Source organism: Marinilactibacillus sp. 15R, from assembly GCF_001895285.1.
Classification (GTDB): Bacteria; Bacillota; Bacilli; order Lactobacillales; family Carnobacteriaceae_A; genus Marinilactibacillus; species Marinilactibacillus piezotolerans.
Genome location: NZ_CP017761.1, coordinates 2,263,054 through 2,280,328, shown reverse-complemented (window position 1 = coordinate 2,280,328; position 17,275 = coordinate 2,263,054). Strand labels below are relative to the sequence as shown.

Sequence of the window (17,275 nt, the reverse complement as noted above, 5' to 3'; positions counted from 1 at the left end):
TTTAAAAAACATAATCGTAAATTTATTATTCCCTATCCGGTACATGGGTAATCAATAGAAGGAAAAATTAATTATTTAGAATTTAAATATTAAATTTCTCCTATTTTAAAATAAATTCTAGCCAAGCTAAAAATGAATAAACTAACTTCTAGATAAGAGTAATACCCTCTTTAACTTTCAGGGTTTTTAAAATTTGTGTTTCTTTTTCTCTAAAGTCAGTATAGCTGCTTATTTGTCTCAAAACAGTATTTACTACCGCTGGGTGAACCATTACTTCGATAGAATGGTAAGGTAGAGAAGACAGCTCTTCAAATAACTGGTCGTTAATGCCTTCTTTATAAAAGTTTAACCAGAGATTTTCAGTAAGTAACTGTTCTGGTTTATCTTTTAATGATTCTGTATAACGGACAGGAAGATTATATTGATCGCTTAATTCTTGCACAACGGTTTTTAAATCCTGCCAGCCATGAACGTGATGATGACTATCGATGTGGTCAAGAGTAAGTCCTGTCTTCAAGAATTCTTCAATTTGAGTTGTCCATTCTGTTTTGATTTGTTCAATTTCAGTTTGTGTCAGTGAAACTTCAGTACTTGTATATTTAAAATGACCACTATCATTAGTCAAGAGGTTTGTTTCTAGTTTATTCAAGGGTTTTCCAAAAGAAAGCGTTAAGTGAATGCCTACTTTTAATGAAGGTGTTTCTTTCGCTAGCTTGATAGCATCTTCTACAGCCATACCATTCATCATAAGGGTAGTACGGGTGACCACACCATTGAGATGAGCATCGATAATGCCTTCGTTTATACCTTTGGTTAACCCAAAGTCATCAGCATTTACCAAAATTTTCATGTTTAATTCCTCCAGCTAATAGTTTTTTAATTTTCCTGATAATATCGTTCAATTCTAAAGCTCGTCTTGTCGCCTCTAAAGTATGAGCGGGAAAACTCTATGACCAACCCATTTTTGTCTTCAGCGACCGTTTCAATATAAAAACAAGGTTGTCCGACTTCACACTGCAGATAATGACTGATATCTTTATCTGCAAGCGTTATTTCAACGATTTCTGTTGTCTTATGAATAGAGATGTCGTATGTCTCTTTTAGAGTTTTATATAAGGATGCTTCCAGATACTCTTTTTTTAGTCCGGGAGCAATATTCCAAGGAACATAGGCAACTTCATATTGAGTAACTTCATTGTTAGCTGATCGTGTTCGCTTGATTTTTTGAATGGGATCATTTTCTTCAATGTTAAATCTCTTTTTATGTGAATCCCGAGCAGGTATTACTTCAATCTTCTCTAAGCTGATTTGGCCGTGTTTTCCCTGTGCTTGAAGTTGCTGGGTAAAGCGGTCATCAGTATGAGAGAGTATCTGATTTACTTTAGGTTCGGCTACAAAACTACCTTTACCTCGTTGACGAATAAGGTAGCCTTCTTGAACCAATTGAGTAAGTGCGATTCGCACTGTAGTCCGACTCACATTGAATTCCTTACATAATTCATTTTCTGTAGGGAATTGATCACCTACCTTATACACATCCGTTTTGATTCGTTCAATCAATTTTTCTTTAATAAATGCGTGTAATGACTTTTTCATTCTCCTAAGTCTTCCTTTCGTTTCATTAAATGTATTATAGCAAAAATATAAATGTATGTACATTTAATATTTTTGCTATAAATATGTTTACATTTAAAAATTTGTATGATACATTTTAGCTGTGGTTAATCACAAGTCCCATAAAAGGAGTATGATTTTAATGAAAGTAGTTATCATAGGGGGTGGATCAAGTTACACCCCGGAAATAATAGAGGGTTTAATATTAAGACAGGATGAATTTCCTGTAGATATCATAACACTAGTAGATATTGAAAGCGGGAAGGAAAAGCTTGAAATTGTTGGTCAGCTAGCTAAGAGAATGATAGAAAAAGCAGGAGTATCCATTGAACTGTCATGGACTTTAGATAGAAGAGAAGCGCTAGATGGTGCAGATTTTGTTTCTACCCAGATTCGTGTTGGAGGACTCAAAGCAAGAGAGAAAGATGAACGAATCCCTTTGAGTCATGGTTTGATAGGTCAGGAAACAAACGGTGCTGGAGGAATTTTCAAAGCTTTTAGAACGATACCAGTATTATTGGATCTGGCAAAAGATGTCAGTGAAATTTGTCCAGATGCATGGATCATCAACTTTACAAATCCTGCTGGAATAGTGACTGAGGCGTTGCTGAAACACGGAATGCATAAGAAAGTGATTGGTGTATGTAATATTCCATATAACATGACTCAGTCAGCAGCTGAGATATTAAAGGAAGATCCAAACAATGTACGAATTGAATTTATTGGAATGAATCACTTTGTTTTCGGTTCTAAAGTGTTGGTCAACGGAGAAGATAAGTTAAGTAAAGTAATTGAAGCTTTAGTTAATCAATCTGTAGACTTCTCGCCAGCTAACATAGTAAGTTCCGGATGGTCAGAAACATTTTTGAGAGCAATAAATATGCTGCCTAATCCGTATCATCAATATTATTATCAGAATGAATCTACCTTAAAGAAAGATTTAAAAGCCTATCAAGATAACGGAACAAGGGCAGAACAAGTACAAGCTATTGAAGAAGAACTTTTTAATGAATATAAAAATCCTCAGTTAGATATAAAACCAGAAGCATTGGAAAAGCGCGGAGGAGCCTATTATAGTGATGTTGCCTGTAGTTTAATGTCCTCAATTTATAATAATAGTCAGAATATTATGACTGTAAATACTTTAAATAATGGTGCAATTGTTGATTTAGCTGAAGATTCCGTTATAGAAGTAAACTGCCTAATTACTAAAGAAGGTCCGGTTCCATTAACAGTTGGACGTTTGCCACAGCAAATTAAAGCAGATATTTTAATGATGAAAGCTTTTGAAGAACAGGTTATCAAAGCGAGCATTTCTGGAGATTACCGTGATGCTTATCTTGCATTTGTTATGAATCCATTAATCAAAGATGAAAAGAAAGCAAAAGTTATTTTAGACGAATTACTTAATGCACATAAGGAATACTTGCCTCAATTCGATCTATAAGTTAATCAGTATATTAAAACCACGTTAAATTAATTTGGGTCAACTCAATAAAGATTGAGACTGAGTCATTTACAAAATAATGTATGCCTTTTCAAGGGAGGAGGGTTTATTCGAAAAGATAGAAATATTGTTATTTCAAGTATTGGTTTAGTAAAGAATGTGTTTGAGTCATTTTATTGTTTATTCTAAAAAAATAATTGGAGGGAATTATATGGATGCTTTAACAGCTTGGTTAGAGAAATACATTCTTCCGATCGCCGGGAGAATCGGAGCACAGAAACATCTAGTTGCTTTGCGAGATGCTTTTATTGGAACACTTCCTGCTACAATGGCTGGTTCTGTGGCTGTTATGCTAAATGCTATTTTGAGAGATCTTCCACCTCAATTTTTTGAAGGATACGATGGAAATTCGATTCCAGTTATCAGTCAGATTATTGCAATCAATGGGTATGTCTGGAACGGTACACTGGCAGTAGCCGGATTGATTTTCGTCTTTTCTTGGGGATATAATCTCGCCAGAGCCTATGGGGTTAATGAACTTGCTGGAGGAATAGTGGCTACGGCTTCTTCAATTGCCGGTATCACATTTTCTTTTGCAGGAGAAATTACTGGATTGAACCTCGACCAGTCAACAATTGATGCTATTAATATCAATGAAGCAGGCTGGACTGCAACAGCGACAGGAATATCAGCTACCGGGTGGGGCTGGCTGCCACTAAACAACTTGGATAGTAACTTTTTCTTTACAGCAATGATTATTGGATTTGTATCCACCGTTATTTATGCTAAATTAATGCTTGCAAATATTACAATTAAACTTCCTGACACAGTACCACCGGCTGTATCAAAAGCATTTGCTTCAATCATTCCAGCCACCGTTGCTATATATGCAGTAAGTATTTTTTATTGGGTCTTTTCACTTATTTTCCCAGGAATGACATTCTTGGCATGGCTGCAGGAAACGATTGCACTTCCGCTGTTAGGTCTGTCTCAAGGGTTTGGAGCTGTAATTTTAGCAACATTATTTGTACAAATATTCTGGTTCTTTGGTATTCATGGACCCAATGTACTAGCCCCTATTTTAGAAGGTGTTTTTGGTGTTGCACAGCTTGAAAATGTAAACCTTTTCCAAGAAGGCGGAGCAGAATTAGTTATAGCAGAAGGGTATAATTGGGTTCGTGGTTCCTTTGATGCTTATGCATGGTTTGGAGGATCTGGTGGTACGATTGTGTTGATTATAGCATTGCTGCTATTCTCTAAACGATCTGATTATAAAACAGTCGGAAAATTATCAGTGGGTCCTGGTATTTTTAATATTAATGAACCATTAATGTTTGGGCTACCGATTGTTTTGAATCCTATTATGTTTATACCATTTCTACTCGCTCCGGTTGTATCAGTTTCGATTGGATACTTTGCTACGATCTGGGGATTAGTTAATCCAGTTTCTCAACAAGTAGCATGGGTTACCCCACCGTTTTTGTTGTCGTTCCTAGCTACAGGTGCTGACTGGAGAGCGCCAATTGTTACGTTAGTCGCCTTTGTTGCTTCATTCTTAATTTGGATACCATTTGTCATAGCAGCAAATAAAATGGATCCAGCATTAGGAGAAGAAGAAATGAAGAAAGCAGAGTAAAAAATGAATAACGGCTGATTCATCTCTTTATGTAAGAGCAACTCAGCCGTTAAATTTTTATAAATAAAGGAGTATTGTAATATGATTAAAGTTAATTCAGCATTGCAGCAAGATAAGATTATCGATCTTTTGAATAATCTTAATGAAGAAAATATACATTTTGCTTACCACAAAAAAGAAGGTATTTCACTTTTATTTGAAACGAATGCAGATGATTTAGAAAAAGCTGCTAAAGTAGCAAAAGCTGCTATAAAAAGTCAGAGTTGGGGTTCAGTTTTATATTTTCAGGTGGTTTCAGTTTGAGCTAAAAGAAAGGATGCTCGTCATGTCAAAAAACGGACTATTTTTATTGAGTATCGGTTGTCTACTATTACTATTCAGTGTAAATACTGTTACGGCAGTTTATGATATTTTAAGTTTGGTAACTGCTTTGACATTAATAATGTCAGGCATAATCATAACGATTAAAGGAAAGAATCCTAAACGAAGCAGGGGATAAAATGGAAATATACAGAGAAATGAATATATCAGCTGAGCAGTTATTCACTACGATTACTCGTTCTGTTTTATACGATATAAAAACACAAACGGGTGAAAGTCCTTCTACGGAGCAAATGATTGGATTTGAATACATTAAAACTTTCAGCAAAAATAGTCGAGCGAACATTAAGATAGAAGAATTCAGAATAAATGAAGCTTATCATTACAGGACTCAGACGAACAAAAATGATTTTCTTGTTAAATATGATATTCTGCCTTTGTCAAAGGATAAATGTAAAATACACTATACGGAGGAAGTAGAGTCAATTGGACAAATGCAGAAACTGAATGATGCACTTGTCGGTACACTATTGAACTATTTTAGAAAGAAACGTCTCATGCAAATGTTGCAGAGTATAGAACAAACCTAAAAGAATTCGGATTGTATCAATTAACGGAGGTCAGAGAATGGTTAAAAGATTACTCAGTTGCTACGCAAGTGACTTTAAAAAGATGGATAAATATGATTTAAAAGCGTCCATCAAGGCAAGCGAAGGCAGAACAATTTTATCTGAGAATATTGTGAGTACATCAGTATCACATGGATTAACCAACAGCGAAGTAGCTAAAGCATTCGGAGCAGATTTGATTTTATTGAACGGGTTAGATTTAATGGAGCCCAAAATAGAGGGTATAGATCATGAAGAACAACCAATACAATATTTGAAAAAACTCGTTGGCAGACCCATTGGTGTCAATTTAGAACCAGTGGATGAATCAGCAGTAATGGCTGAAAATAGGCTGGACATACCTAAAGGTAGACAAGCATTTAAAGAAACTTTTGAGAAAGCTAATGAATTAGGTTTTGATTTTATCTGTTTAACTGGCAATCCGGGAACTGGTGTAAGTAATAAAGAAATCATAAAAGCATTAAAAGTCGCAAAAGAAAAATTCTCCGGACTGATTATAGCTGGTAAAATGCACGGTGCTGGTGTTAATGAACCAGTTGTTGACTTAAATGCTATAAAAGAATTTATCATGAATGGTGCAGATATTATCTTGCTTCCAGCTGTAGGTACGGTGCCTGGTGTTACAACGAGTATGGTAATGAAGGCCGTTCAGTTAGCTAAACAACATGATGTTTTAACTCTCTCTGCAATCGGGACGAGTCAGGAAACTTCAGCACCTTCAACAATAAGAGAGATTGCCCTTCAAAATAAAATAGCTGGGGTAGATATTCAACACATTGGAGATGCGGGAAGCGGGGGAGTAGCACCCTATCAAAATTTACTCGAGATGTCACGAACGATTAGAGGAGACCGACATACTATTGCACGAATAGCAGGATCAAACGAAAGATAATGATAGGGAAATTTATCAATGAAGAGGTACAACTAGACAGTAAGGTTGTATGTATAATAAGAATGCATTAAATTCTCCGTAATTACCTTTCCATGCGGATAATTTAGTGCATTTTTGATTATATTAGAGTTCAGTTTGAGTATAAAGAGTTACTCACTTACAACTCAACTTAATATCAAATTCCAGTTAGCACATAACGAGTCCTTTGCTTATAACTTGATTCAATACCAGATTTCAGTTAGTACATAAAGGACCATTATCTTTCAACTCATTTTGAAATCAAATTCCAGTTAGCACATAACGAGTCCTTTGCTTATAACTTGATTCAATACCAGATTTCAGTTAGTACATAAAGGACCATTATCTTTCAACTCATTTTGAAATCAAATTTCAGTTAGTACATAGTGAGTCCTTCAGTTACAACTCAACTTAATATCAAATTCCAGTTAGTACATAAAGAGCCATTATCTTTCAGCTCACTTTGAAATCGAATTGTAGTTGGTATATAAATACGCCTCTAACTACAACTCAACTTAACATCAGAATAATGTTTCAGCTTTTTATTTCTTTTTATAGTAAATAAAACTAGTTCATCATCAGTTAGCTCAATTTCTGTTATTCGAATGCTTTACTTACTATGTTATACTAATTGAAAATGAATGGACAAGGGGTAATGGAATGAAAGTTGTTATTATAGGTGCTTCTTTTGCTGGGGTAGCTGCAGCTTTAGAGATCCGAAATAAACATCTCGATGCAGAAATTATATTGCTGGAAAAAAAGTCAGCTTTAGGTTACATTCCAAACGGCCTGCATCTTTATTGGGAAAAAAGAATTGATAATTTAGAGTCAGCTTATTTCGTTACAAAAGAAGAGTTGGAAAATCAAAATATCCACTGTAATTTAAGGTCATCTGTAGAAAAAATTGATACAGTAAAAAAAGAAATTGATTATATCTGTGATGAACAAGAAGGAACAATTACTTATGATAAACTGATTATCGCAACAGGTTCGAGTCAATTGTCGCAAAAAATCAGCGGCAGTGATGGAGAGCATGTTTTAAAATACAAAGGTCGTTATGAAGCAGAAGCTGCTATAGAAAAAGTCGAAGCGAGCGAAAGTGTTACGATTATTGGAGGCGGCCAAGTAGGCGTAGAAGCAGCTGATTTGTTAAACAAACAGCAAAAGCAAGTTACACTCATTGAAAGTATGGATTATGTGTTATTCAAATATTTTGATAAAGATATGATTCAGCCATTGCAAAAGAAAATGCTCGCTGATGGTATTAATTTGCGCTTGCAGCAAACAGTTTCTTCTATAGAAGAAACTGACAATCAACAGGTAAGGATTCAATTAAAAAAAGAAACAGTTAAGAGTGATGCTGTTGTTTTAGGCGTCAATGTGAGACCTGACCTGCACTTTTTAGATGAACATGTTCAACTTCACATGGACCAGACCATTGCAGTTGATCGCTATATGCGAACATCCGCGGAAGATGTCTTTGCCGTCGGGGACTGTATCCAACTGAATTTTGGAGAAGAAAGTGAGATGGTCTATATTCCACTCGTAAACAATGCTGTGCGAAGTGGAATTGTAGCGGCTGCCAATCTTAACCAGCCAAAAGTACCATTTAAAGGTTCTTTACGGACTATTGGTACTTCGGCATTTGGCTACTACATTGCTAGTACTGGTATGACTGAAGCAGAAAGTTTATTTACGAATCAAACGGTTAAAACTTCTCGTCAAGAAATGCGTTTAACTAGTTTGCCAGATGCTAGTACGGTGATGATGAAATGGATTTATGATGCAGATAGTCATATTCTGCTGGGAGCACAATTGCTTTCAAACGCTAATATTTTAGAAAAAATCAATACGCTTGCATTAGCTATTCAAACCAAGCAGACGCTAGAAGATTTGCAGCAGAAAGATTATTTCTTTCATCCTTCTTTTTCTCCAATGATTTCAACGACTAATTTCGTTCCCTGGCAAGAAATGAGGGATGATGTAAATGAAAATTGAACACTTTCTTGAAAAAAATGAAATTAGAGAAGTAACGATTTTTAAGCAGCTCATTCTAAACGGTGGTAGGCTTTCTTATATGGATATGCTGGATTATTTAAAAGTTGCTAAAGCATCACTGGACAATGATCTAGACTCTATCTCAGCTCGAATTGGATCTCTATCTGAACAAGTGAACATTCATTATGATGGACAAACTATCTCTTTAAAAATGGATGATGACTATTCTTTACAGCAGATTTATCATCTTTATTTGAGTCAGTCGGTAAAAGTAAAGTTAATTAATTTTCTATTTAAATATCAAGAATTCTCAATTATGCAGCTGACAGAAGAGCTAGCCATCAGCGACTCTTCTTTATTTCGCAAGATTAAAGAACTCAACAGCTATTTGAAAGAATTTGGGATTAAAATTCGTAATGGACAGCTCCATGGAGAAGAATTGCAGATTCGATATTTTTATTTTCAGTTTTATAATTATATTGAAAATAAGGAAGTCTTTACTGATTTACATTCTGATAAACAAATCACTCAAGCAGTACAAGCTGTAGAAAATTTTCTGAAAGTCACCATTGAACCAGAAAATAGACAACGTTTGGCAATCTGGATGATTATCAGCAAAAATCGTGTCAATTGCAAAGACAAGAACTACCAGCATTTGCATAAACAGATGCAACCATATTTAGAAGATCCGTTATACCAGAAAATTCGTATTATGGTTTTACGTTATTTTAGCCGGTATTCGATTGAGGTCGATGAGGAAGAAGCTATGTTGCATTTTGCATTTTTACTGGCTTTTTCAATACTGACGGAACATGAATTTCACGAATATACGCTGATGCGCGATCGTCGGGCTCCCATTGCTTCATTAGATACTTACATTGTAGAAACCATTATTATTCACTACAAATTCCGTAGATTACCTTATATGCTGGAACGTGATATGTTTTATCACCTTTCACATATTCATACAAAGCTATATTTTTTCAAAGGGGATATTGAAGTCTACGAATATGAAGAAATGTTAGCTAAGGAAAAACAGTTTACGGGTAGGAATTTGGTGTCGTTTGCTCATACATTGTTGACTACAACTACCGACAAATTCATGATCATAGAAGAAAAAGAAAATAGCTTATTGAAGATGGAACTACTGAAGTACATTAGTTTACTAGCTATCGTTACTTTTAAAATGACGACTATCGTACAAATCGGTATTGACTTAAAGATGGAAACGATTTATACCGAAACACTCAATCAGATGCTGATGCTTAATATGCGGCATATAAATGGTATAAAGGTAGAAACTTATCAACTCGATAAAGAGTATGACCTGATTCTAACTAACGAACAGCCCAGACAGAAGGCTCAATACGATGATGCCAAAGTATATGTTCTTTCAGAAATCTTATCATCTTTTGATCTGAAAAATATCCAGTCGATTATTCAAGAACTGAATTCATAGAACAAGCTGCAGGGAATAAACTGAGCTTGTTCTTTTTTAGTTAAAAAATTTTAAATTGTATAGCAAATAATCATTGTCACGTAACCAGACAAAAATTTTTTATATCAAATAATTTTTATAATAGTTAATAATGAAATTTAGAGATTGATGGATTTCAGTTTGTACTAAATATTTTTCTTTTATTAAGAATGGAATCAGTGAAAGAATGAACTTAAAATAGCAAAATATTTAAAAATAAATTCAAAACTAGTAGTGAGTTAAAAAATAAGAATTTAATCTTTAAGGTTACCAAAACTAAACACTTCAGGAAAATAACTAATTAGTAAGTAATTATTGTAACGACAGTTGTTTACAATAGGAATAAAATTAAAAATATATTTTTACACATACCTTTAGATACTTATAAATTATTTACCTTCACAATTTGGTATAATGCTTATGTAGATTACAACTAGATCATACTATGAGATTAGAGATAAGTATAAAAGTTTTTTTCATATTTAATCAACTGGATAATAATATTTCTTTATTTTCGAAGTAAATAACTATTGATGAAGGGAGTAATACATGGAACTTCAAGGTTTCAAAGATATATTAGATTCTTTAAAAAACAAATCGTTTAGGGAAAAGCAGCTCCGAACTGCTGGTGTAATATCCGAATATGTGAAACAAAAGCATAATATAGATCTGGTTGTAGTTGGGGGATTATCCGTTGAAATTTATACTGAAGGGGGATATTCTACCCAAGATATTGATTTTGTTGGAGTGGGTCATGAAAAAATTATGTCTGCTCTTTTAGATTTAGGATTTAAGAGATTAGGAAAAGATAGTTTGCATGAAGAACTAAAAGTATATGTTGAAGTTCCTGGTTCTATATTAGAAGATTCGGATGAAAAGTATATAAATCAGATTATTACTGATGATCAATTCAGATTAAATGTTATTGGAATTGAAGATATCATTAAGGATCGGATCAGAGCTTATTTACATTTTAAAGAATATAATCAAAGAGATTGGATCTATCAGTTAATAAAAAGGCATCTTAAATATTTGGATATTTCATATATTGAAAAAACCCTTGATGTTGAGGAAAAGGCAATCTTCACTGATTTTCTAGATTTAGCAAAAGAGGTAAATTCAGCTGACGATTAACATTTCAAAATGACATCATTTCTTGAAAAGAATCATATTCCCTATACGATTACTGAAGGTAGCATCATTACTATACCAGCTAGAGAAACTTATTATGGATTTACTGTGACTCCATATTATATGGTATATACTTATGTGGATGAAGAAGATAAAATATTTGTACCAATCCGAAGTAAGTATTTAACTTTAGTTGAATTAATAGAACAATTAGAAAAAATACCGTATCAAGAAGTGAAAGATATTAGAAAAATTATCACTTATCTACATCAAATAAGTCATAGCCAAATTGAAGAATAAGTATTCTCAGGATTTTAAATAAATATGTTATAATAAAAAAAAAGGAGGAGTGGACGATGTCAGATATAAAAGTCAAATTAGATAAAAAAGAAGTTCCGAAAGGCATGACTTTAATGGAGTCTAAACTATTAAGTGAACGATTATCGCATAAAATTCCTTATAGTACTGGTCGCAAACGTCCAAGAAATTTCTCCGAGAAAAAAACTTTATTGCGGTGGGAAAAAGAACGTAATGGGAAAAAAATTGGGCATATTTAATCATACTTGAATCTTGACAAAGAAGCCCTCAACGGGGCTTCTTTTTATTATATTACCTTGAAAAAGTAACTATAAAATAGCTGAGAATAATTTGTAAATTGATTCTGATGAAAATTTTTCTGAAATACAAAAGTATATTCTAACAATTATTTTAGGGTAATGAAGAAAGTATGGTATTAATACAGAAGCCTATTTTGCTGGAAGTAGCTGCAGCGTTAAACTATCTAATACCTTATTCAAATTTATAAACATTCTTCTACAAATTATTCAAGAACTGAATTCATAGAACAAGCTGCAGGGAACAAACTGAGCTTGTTCTTTTTTAGTTAAAAATTTTTCACTTAATATAAAGAAATTCATTGGTATTGTAGGATTTTAGAGCCTATTATCCAAAAATCTCTCAAAAAATTTTAAAATTAAAAAAAAGCTGACATTTTTTTTGGAAGAAAAACGGTTACAATGAAAAAGTAAAGAAATCGCTTGCACAAACAAGGAGGAAATTAAAATGGCAGAAAAAAAATATGTTATGTCAATTGACCAAGGTACAACAAGTTCGAGAGCAATTATATATGATAAAAAAACAAATACAATAGGAAGCTCACAAAAAGAGTTTACTCAAATTTTTCCACAAAGTGGTTGGGTAGAACATAATCCAAATGAAATATGGAATTCAGTGCAGTCTGTAATTGCTGGGGCATTTATTGAATCCGGTGTCAAACCAGATGAAATTGCCGCAATCGGGATTACGAACCAACGTGAAACGACCATTATCTGGGATAAAAAAACAGGTCTCCCCATCTATAATGCAATTGTCTGGCAGTCTCGTCAATCTACTCCTATCGCTACTAAACTATACGAAGATGGATATTCAGAGATGATCCATGAAAAAACTGGCTTGATCATTGATTCGTATTTCTCAGCAACCAAAATTCGCTGGATTCTTGATCACGTAGAAGGTGCTCAAGAACGTGCTGAAAAAGGTGAATTGATGTTTGGTACGGTAGATACTTGGCTAGTTTGGAAATTAACAGGTGGAGAATCATTTGTTACTGACTATTCAAATGCCAGTCGTACAATGCTATATAACATCCACAACCTGGAATGGGATCAAGACATTTTAGATTTATTGAATATTCCAAATGCTATCATGCCGGAAGTTAAGTCTAATTCAGAAGTATATGGACATACAACTAACTACCACTTCTATGGAGCAAATACACCTATCTCGGGAATGGCTGGGGACCAGCAAGCTGCACTATTCGGTCAGATGGCTTTCGAACCGGGAATGGTAAAAAACACTTACGGAACAGGTTCATTTATTGTCATGAATACAGGAGAAACTCCACAGCTATCAGAAAATAACTTACTAACAACAATTGGATATGGCATTAACGGAAAAATCAATTACGCGTTAGAGGGAAGTATTTTCGTAGCAGGATCGTCTATTCAATGGTTACGTGATGGATTAAAAATGCTTGAAGATTCTGCCGATTCAGAAGCTCTTGCTAAAACCTCTGAAAACGATAATGAAGTATTTGTTGTACCGGCCTTTACGGGATTGGGCGCACCTTACTGGGATTCAGAAGCTCGAGGATCAGTCTTTGGATTGACTCGTGGCACATCAAAAGCAGATTTTGTTAAAGCTACTTTACAGTCTATTGCTTATCAAGCACGTGATGTAATTGACACTATGAACAAAGACGCCGGCATTGACATTCCGCTACTAAAAGTAGACGGCGGAGCTGCAAATAACGACTGGTTACTTCAATTCCAAGCTGATATCTTAGGTACTAAGGTTCAGCGTGCTCATAACTTGGAAACGACGGCTTTAGGAGCAGCATATCTAGCTGGACTAGCTGTTGGGTTCTGGGAAAGTATGGATGAAATTAAAGACATGTATGAAGAAGGTGGCATTTTTGAACCACAAATGTCAGAAGCCGAACGCGAAAAACTATACAAAAACTGGAGATTGGCTGTTAAAGCTACACAAGTCTTTAAACCAGAAGCGTAAAAGGAGGCAAAAGATTCATGAATTTCTCAATTGAACGAAGAAAGCAAGATATCCAAACATTAAAAGAAGAAATTTTGGACGTACTGATAATCGGCGGAGGGATCACAGGGGCTGGAATTGCCTTGCAAGCCAGCGCTTCTGGATTAAAAACAGGATTAGTGGAAATGCAGGATTTCGCAGAAGGAACCTCTTCTCGTTCTACTAAATTGGTTCATGGTGGTATCCGCTATTTGAAAAACTTTGACGTTGAAGTTGTAGCAGATACTGTTCAAGAACGGGCTGTCGTACAAGGGATTGCACCCCATATTCCTAAAGCTGATCCTATGATCCTGCCGATCTATGATGAACCGGGTTCAACCTTTTCTATGTTTTCATTAAAAGTTGCAATGGATTTATATGATCGCTTGGCAGGCGTTACCGGAACAAAATATGCTAACTACACTTTGACAAAAGAAGAAGTTCTTGAACGTCTCCCACAACTTAATCCCAAAGGACTACTCGGTGCAGGAGTTTACTTGGACTACCGTAATAATGATGCCCGCTTAGTGATTGAAAATATCAAACAAGCTGCTTCAGACGGTGGACATATGGTTAGCCGAATGAAAGTAATAGGGATCCTACATGATGAAAAAGGTAAAGTTTCTGGAGCAGAAGTAGAAGATTTATTATCAGGAGAAAGATTTGAGATCAAAGCACGTGTTGTATTGAACTCCACTGGTCCGTGGTCTGATACAATTCGTCAAATGGATGATAAACTAGATGTCCTTCCTCAAATGAGACCGACTAAAGGTGTTCATTTAGTGGTTGATCGTGAAAAATTACAAGTACCACAGCCCACTTATTTCGATACAGGTAAAAAAGATGGTCGAATGGTGTTTGTGATTCCCCGTGAAGAAAAGACTTACTTTGGAACGACTGATACGGATTATAATGGAGATTTTGCACATCCAACTGTTGAGCAAGATGATGTCGACTATCTGTTAGAGGTTGTTAATACTCATTATCCTTCAGCGAACCTTACCATTGATGATATTGAGTCAAGCTGGGCAGGATTAAGACCATTGATCTCAACAAATGGTGGTTCCGATTATAATGGTGGAAATAATCAGGCGATTACAGATGAAAGTTTCGATCACATCCTATCTACTATTACTAAATATCAAGAAGGTAAAACGGATCGTAACGAAGTAGAAAGTGCCCTTAAAAATGTTGAAACGAGCAATTCTGAATCTGATTTTAATCCTTCTGCAATCTCTCGTGGTAGTACTCTGGACATTGATGAAGATGGATTGTTAACAGTAGCAGGGGGGAAAATAACGGATTATCGTAAGATGGCATTGGGTGCTATGAAAAAGGTTATTGAAATATTGGAGCAAAATTACAGCTTAACGTATGATCTGATAGATTCTACTAAATATCCAGTTTCAGGTGGAGATATTGATCCATCAAAAGTAGAAGAAGAAACAGAAAAATTAGCCCAAATTGGAATCGAAAAAGGATTAAGTGAATCAGAAGCACTATATTTGGCTAATCTATATGGTTCAAATGCACCTAAAGTATTCTCTTTACTAGATGATGTAGAAAAAGTAGCAGGATTGAATGCAGCAGAAGCTGTTAGTTTAAGATATGCCATGGATGAAGAGATGACATTGACACCTAGTGATTTCTTGATTCGTCGTACAAACCATATGTTGTTTAAACGGGATACTTTAGATAACATAAAAGAATCAGTGATTAGGGAAATGGCTCGTTATAATGATTGGTCAGATGAAGAAAAAGCTAGCTATACTAAAGAATTAGAAGTAGCGATTGATGAATCTGACTTAAAACACTTAAAAGGAGATAAAAAGTAGATGACTGGAGATATGTTAACGATATTTAGTGAGTTTTTAGGAACGATGATATTAATTTTGCTTGGTGATGGTGTAGTTGCTGCTGTCAGCTTGAAAAAAAGTAAAGCAGAAGGAGCAGGATGGGTTGCAATTACAATGGGCTGGGGTGCCGGTGTAGCTATGGCCGTCTATATCGCTGGCTTTATGGGACCCGCTCATTTAAATCCAGCTGTAACGCTTGGTATGGCAATGATTGGTAATTTGGAATGGTCAATGGTTATACCATTTATAATTGCCCAAGTAGCTGGAGCAATTGTCGGAGCTGTCTTAGTCTGGCTGACATATCTTGCTCACTTCAGAGAAACAACCGATCAAGGAGCAATTCTAGGTACATTTGCAACAGCTCCGGAAATTTACGATACTGTCAGCAATGTAATGTCAGAAGTTATCGGAACTTTTGTATTAGTATTCGGGATCATGGCATTTGGACAAAACTCATTTACCGATGGGTTAAATCCTCTAGTTGTTGGTGTATTGATTCTATCAATCGGTCTTTCACTTGGAGGTTCTACTGGGTACGCAATCAACCCTGCTCGTGACTTAGGTCCCCGTATTGCCCATGCATTCTTGCCACTGAAAAATAAAGGCGGATCAAACTGGGGATACTCTTGGATTCCAGTAGTAGCTCCAATGTTGGGTGCTGCTCTTGCCGCATTGCTTTATATGGTTATCATTTAAAAATATTCTAATAGTTTAGTAATTTACACATGCGTTCTAAATAAAGAATAGTTGAGCGTAACTGATCGGCTGGTTTAAGTTTGGTATTTGTCCAAACTTAAGTCGGTCGATTTTTATTTCATTAAATCTATAAGATAAACTGACAAGAATAGGATAAAATGAATGAGTAGGAAGGTCATCAACTACTATAGGAAAACATTTCATTTTGTTTGTCCTTAATGATAATTATGAGAAATGCACTCTTTCGGAAACAAGTAGTGCCTGTCATCTTAGAATGGAGTAAAGTACGAAAATTTCAGGCATCTTATATTCACATTAAGGTTATAGTAGAGTGTTATTTACCGACTCAAGTAAGAATTAACGTTCAGTTGGTAGATAACAGATCTTTCTGTATCAGCTTAACTAGGAATTAACGTTCAGTTGGTAGATAACAGCTCTTTCTGTGTCAACTCAAGTAGGAATTGACATTCAGTTGACATATAACAGCTGTTTCTGTGCCAACTCAATTAGGAATTAGCATTCAGTTGACAGATAACAGGAGCTACTGTGCTAACTCGAGTATAATCTATTCCGTGGCTGGCAGATAAAGACTCCTTCTGTGTAAACTCTAGCTGCATTCATTATTCACCTGATACATAAAGTTGATTTTTTAACAAAATAGTTTATTTTTATATTTAAAGATGCGGAACTCACTCACTTTAAACAAATAATCAATCACGTTAGGATAAAAGCAATCTTATATTATATGAGTAGAAAAGGTACTTAAAAATAAGCCTTCAGACTTTTAGTGAAAGGTTTGCTTCTACTGGAAGTAACTGAAAGTAGAAGGTTAGTCTAAACTTCTGAACTCTTTTCGCTTTTAATTCTTTAACAACTCACTATGTAAAAATCAATATAGGATAAATCTTGATACGATTAATGATTGCATAATAGATCTTAGACAATTAAACTTAGACTATTAAGTGAACAAGCTT

General features: G+C 34.9%; 16 protein-coding genes. 14 read left to right on the top strand and 2 right to left on the bottom strand.

Going from position 1 to position 17,275, the window contains the following annotated elements:
- Positions 1–148: 148 nt before the first annotated feature.
- Both chbG and BKP56_RS11235 read right to left on the bottom strand, forming a co-directional pair.
- Positions 149–850: a chitin disaccharide deacetylase gene (chbG, locus tag BKP56_RS11240; protein ID WP_072695162.1), complete on the bottom strand. Its 702-nt coding sequence runs from the start codon at positions 848–850 to the stop codon at positions 149–151.
- Positions 851–876: 26 nt separating this feature from the next.
- Positions 877–1,596, bottom strand: coding sequence for a GntR family transcriptional regulator (locus tag BKP56_RS11235; RefSeq protein ID WP_072695161.1), 720 nt, complete (start codon positions 1,594–1,596; stop codon positions 877–879).
- A 160-nt stretch (positions 1,597–1,756) separates the two neighbouring features.
- Between BKP56_RS11235 and BKP56_RS11230 the strand changes: the two genes are divergently transcribed.
- The 14 genes from BKP56_RS11230 to BKP56_RS11170 all read left to right on the top strand — a co-directional run bounded on the left by BKP56_RS11230 (position 1,757) and on the right by BKP56_RS11170 (position 16,301).
- A complete protein-coding gene (locus BKP56_RS11230; RefSeq protein ID WP_442914819.1) occupies positions 1,757–3,061 on the top strand; it encodes a 6-phospho-beta-glucosidase in 1,305 nt (434 codons plus the stop codon).
- Between the two features lie 211 nt (positions 3,062–3,272).
- Complete coding sequence (locus tag BKP56_RS11225) at positions 3,273–4,697, top strand: PTS sugar transporter subunit IIC (protein WP_072695160.1); 1,425 nt, start codon at positions 3,273–3,275, stop codon at positions 4,695–4,697.
- Positions 4,698–4,778: 81 nt separating this feature from the next.
- The gene (locus BKP56_RS11220; RefSeq protein WP_072695159.1) at positions 4,779–5,000 is read left to right on the top strand and encodes a hypothetical protein; all 222 of its coding nucleotides are present in this window, start codon (positions 4,779–4,781) and stop codon (positions 4,998–5,000) included.
- A gap of 22 nt (positions 5,001–5,022) precedes the next feature.
- On the top strand, positions 5,023–5,196 hold the full coding sequence (locus BKP56_RS13810) for a DUF3188 domain-containing protein (RefSeq protein ID WP_143744901.1): 174 nt from the start codon (positions 5,023–5,025) through the stop codon (positions 5,194–5,196).
- Between the two features lies 1 nt (position 5,197).
- On the top strand, positions 5,198–5,608 hold the full coding sequence (locus tag BKP56_RS11215; RefSeq protein ID WP_072695158.1) for a DUF3284 domain-containing protein: 411 nt from the start codon (positions 5,198–5,200) through the stop codon (positions 5,606–5,608).
- Between the two features lie 37 nt (positions 5,609–5,645).
- A complete protein-coding gene (locus BKP56_RS11210; RefSeq protein WP_072695157.1) occupies positions 5,646–6,539 on the top strand; it encodes a DUF7916 family protein in 894 nt (297 codons plus the stop codon).
- A 678-nt stretch (positions 6,540–7,217) separates the two neighbouring features.
- Positions 7,218–8,555, top strand: a complete 1,338-nt coding sequence (locus BKP56_RS11205) for an FAD-dependent oxidoreductase (protein ID WP_072695156.1) — start codon at positions 7,218–7,220, stop codon at positions 8,553–8,555.
- Positions 8,545–10,014: a helix-turn-helix domain-containing protein gene (locus tag BKP56_RS11200; protein ID WP_072695155.1), complete on the top strand. Its 1,470-nt coding sequence runs from the start codon at positions 8,545–8,547 to the stop codon at positions 10,012–10,014. The genes BKP56_RS11205 and BKP56_RS11200 overlap by 11 nt, the downstream gene beginning before the upstream one ends.
- A gap of 567 nt (positions 10,015–10,581) precedes the next feature.
- The gene (locus BKP56_RS11195) at positions 10,582–11,166 is read left to right on the top strand and encodes a hypothetical protein (protein ID WP_072695154.1); all 585 of its coding nucleotides are present in this window, start codon (positions 10,582–10,584) and stop codon (positions 11,164–11,166) included.
- A 9-nt stretch (positions 11,167–11,175) separates the two neighbouring features.
- Complete coding sequence (locus tag BKP56_RS11190; protein WP_072695153.1) at positions 11,176–11,463, top strand: hypothetical protein; 288 nt, start codon at positions 11,176–11,178, stop codon at positions 11,461–11,463.
- A 56-nt stretch (positions 11,464–11,519) separates the two neighbouring features.
- Positions 11,520–11,720 carry a hypothetical protein gene (locus BKP56_RS11185; RefSeq protein ID WP_072695152.1) on the top strand — a complete coding sequence of 67 codons (201 nt, stop codon included), beginning with the start codon at positions 11,520–11,522 and terminating at the stop codon, positions 11,718–11,720.
- Positions 11,721–12,225: 505 nt separating this feature from the next.
- On the top strand, positions 12,226–13,731 hold the full coding sequence (gene glpK, locus BKP56_RS11180; protein ID WP_072695151.1) for a glycerol kinase GlpK: 1,506 nt from the start codon (positions 12,226–12,228) through the stop codon (positions 13,729–13,731).
- A gap of 17 nt (positions 13,732–13,748) precedes the next feature.
- Entirely contained in the window at positions 13,749–15,584 is a 1,836-nt protein-coding gene (glpO, locus tag BKP56_RS11175) for a type 1 glycerol-3-phosphate oxidase (RefSeq protein WP_072695150.1), read from the top strand.
- On the top strand, positions 15,585–16,301 hold the full coding sequence (locus BKP56_RS11170) for an MIP/aquaporin family protein (protein ID WP_072695149.1): 717 nt from the start codon (positions 15,585–15,587) through the stop codon (positions 16,299–16,301).
- The last annotated feature ends 974 nt before the right edge of the window (positions 16,302–17,275 follow it).

Bases quoted from the DNA above. Each gene is read 5' to 3' on its own strand.
- chbG (WP_072695162.1), bottom strand. From the start codon at position 850: ATGAAAATTTTGGTAAATGCTGATGACTTTGGGTTAACCAAAGGTATA.
- BKP56_RS11185 (WP_072695152.1), top strand. From the start codon at position 11,520: ATGTCAGATATAAAAGTCAAATTAGATAAAAAAGAAGTTCCGAAAGGC.
- BKP56_RS11235 (WP_072695161.1), bottom strand. From the start codon at position 1,596: ATGAAAAAGTCATTACACGCATTTATTAAAGAAAAATTGATTGAACGA.
- BKP56_RS11230 (WP_442914819.1), top strand. From the start codon at position 1,757: ATGAAAGTAGTTATCATAGGGGGTGGATCAAGTTACACCCCGGAAATA.
- BKP56_RS11190 (WP_072695153.1), top strand. From the start codon at position 11,176: ATGACATCATTTCTTGAAAAGAATCATATTCCCTATACGATTACTGAA.
- BKP56_RS13810 (WP_143744901.1), top strand. From the start codon at position 5,023: ATGTCAAAAAACGGACTATTTTTATTGAGTATCGGTTGTCTACTATTA.
- BKP56_RS11200 (WP_072695155.1), top strand. From the start codon at position 8,545: ATGAAAATTGAACACTTTCTTGAAAAAAATGAAATTAGAGAAGTAACG.
- glpO (WP_072695150.1), top strand. From the start codon at position 13,749: ATGAATTTCTCAATTGAACGAAGAAAGCAAGATATCCAAACATTAAAA.
- BKP56_RS11210 (WP_072695157.1), top strand. From the start codon at position 5,646: ATGGTTAAAAGATTACTCAGTTGCTACGCAAGTGACTTTAAAAAGATG.
- BKP56_RS11225 (WP_072695160.1), top strand. From the start codon at position 3,273: ATGGATGCTTTAACAGCTTGGTTAGAGAAATACATTCTTCCGATCGCC.
- BKP56_RS11205 (WP_072695156.1), top strand. From the start codon at position 7,218: ATGAAAGTTGTTATTATAGGTGCTTCTTTTGCTGGGGTAGCTGCAGCT.
- glpK (WP_072695151.1), top strand. From the start codon at position 12,226: ATGGCAGAAAAAAAATATGTTATGTCAATTGACCAAGGTACAACAAGT.
- BKP56_RS11220 (WP_072695159.1), top strand. From the start codon at position 4,779: ATGATTAAAGTTAATTCAGCATTGCAGCAAGATAAGATTATCGATCTT.
- BKP56_RS11170 (WP_072695149.1), top strand. From the start codon at position 15,585: ATGACTGGAGATATGTTAACGATATTTAGTGAGTTTTTAGGAACGATG.
- BKP56_RS11195 (WP_072695154.1), top strand. From the start codon at position 10,582: ATGGAACTTCAAGGTTTCAAAGATATATTAGATTCTTTAAAAAACAAA.
- BKP56_RS11215 (WP_072695158.1), top strand. From the start codon at position 5,198: ATGGAAATATACAGAGAAATGAATATATCAGCTGAGCAGTTATTCACT.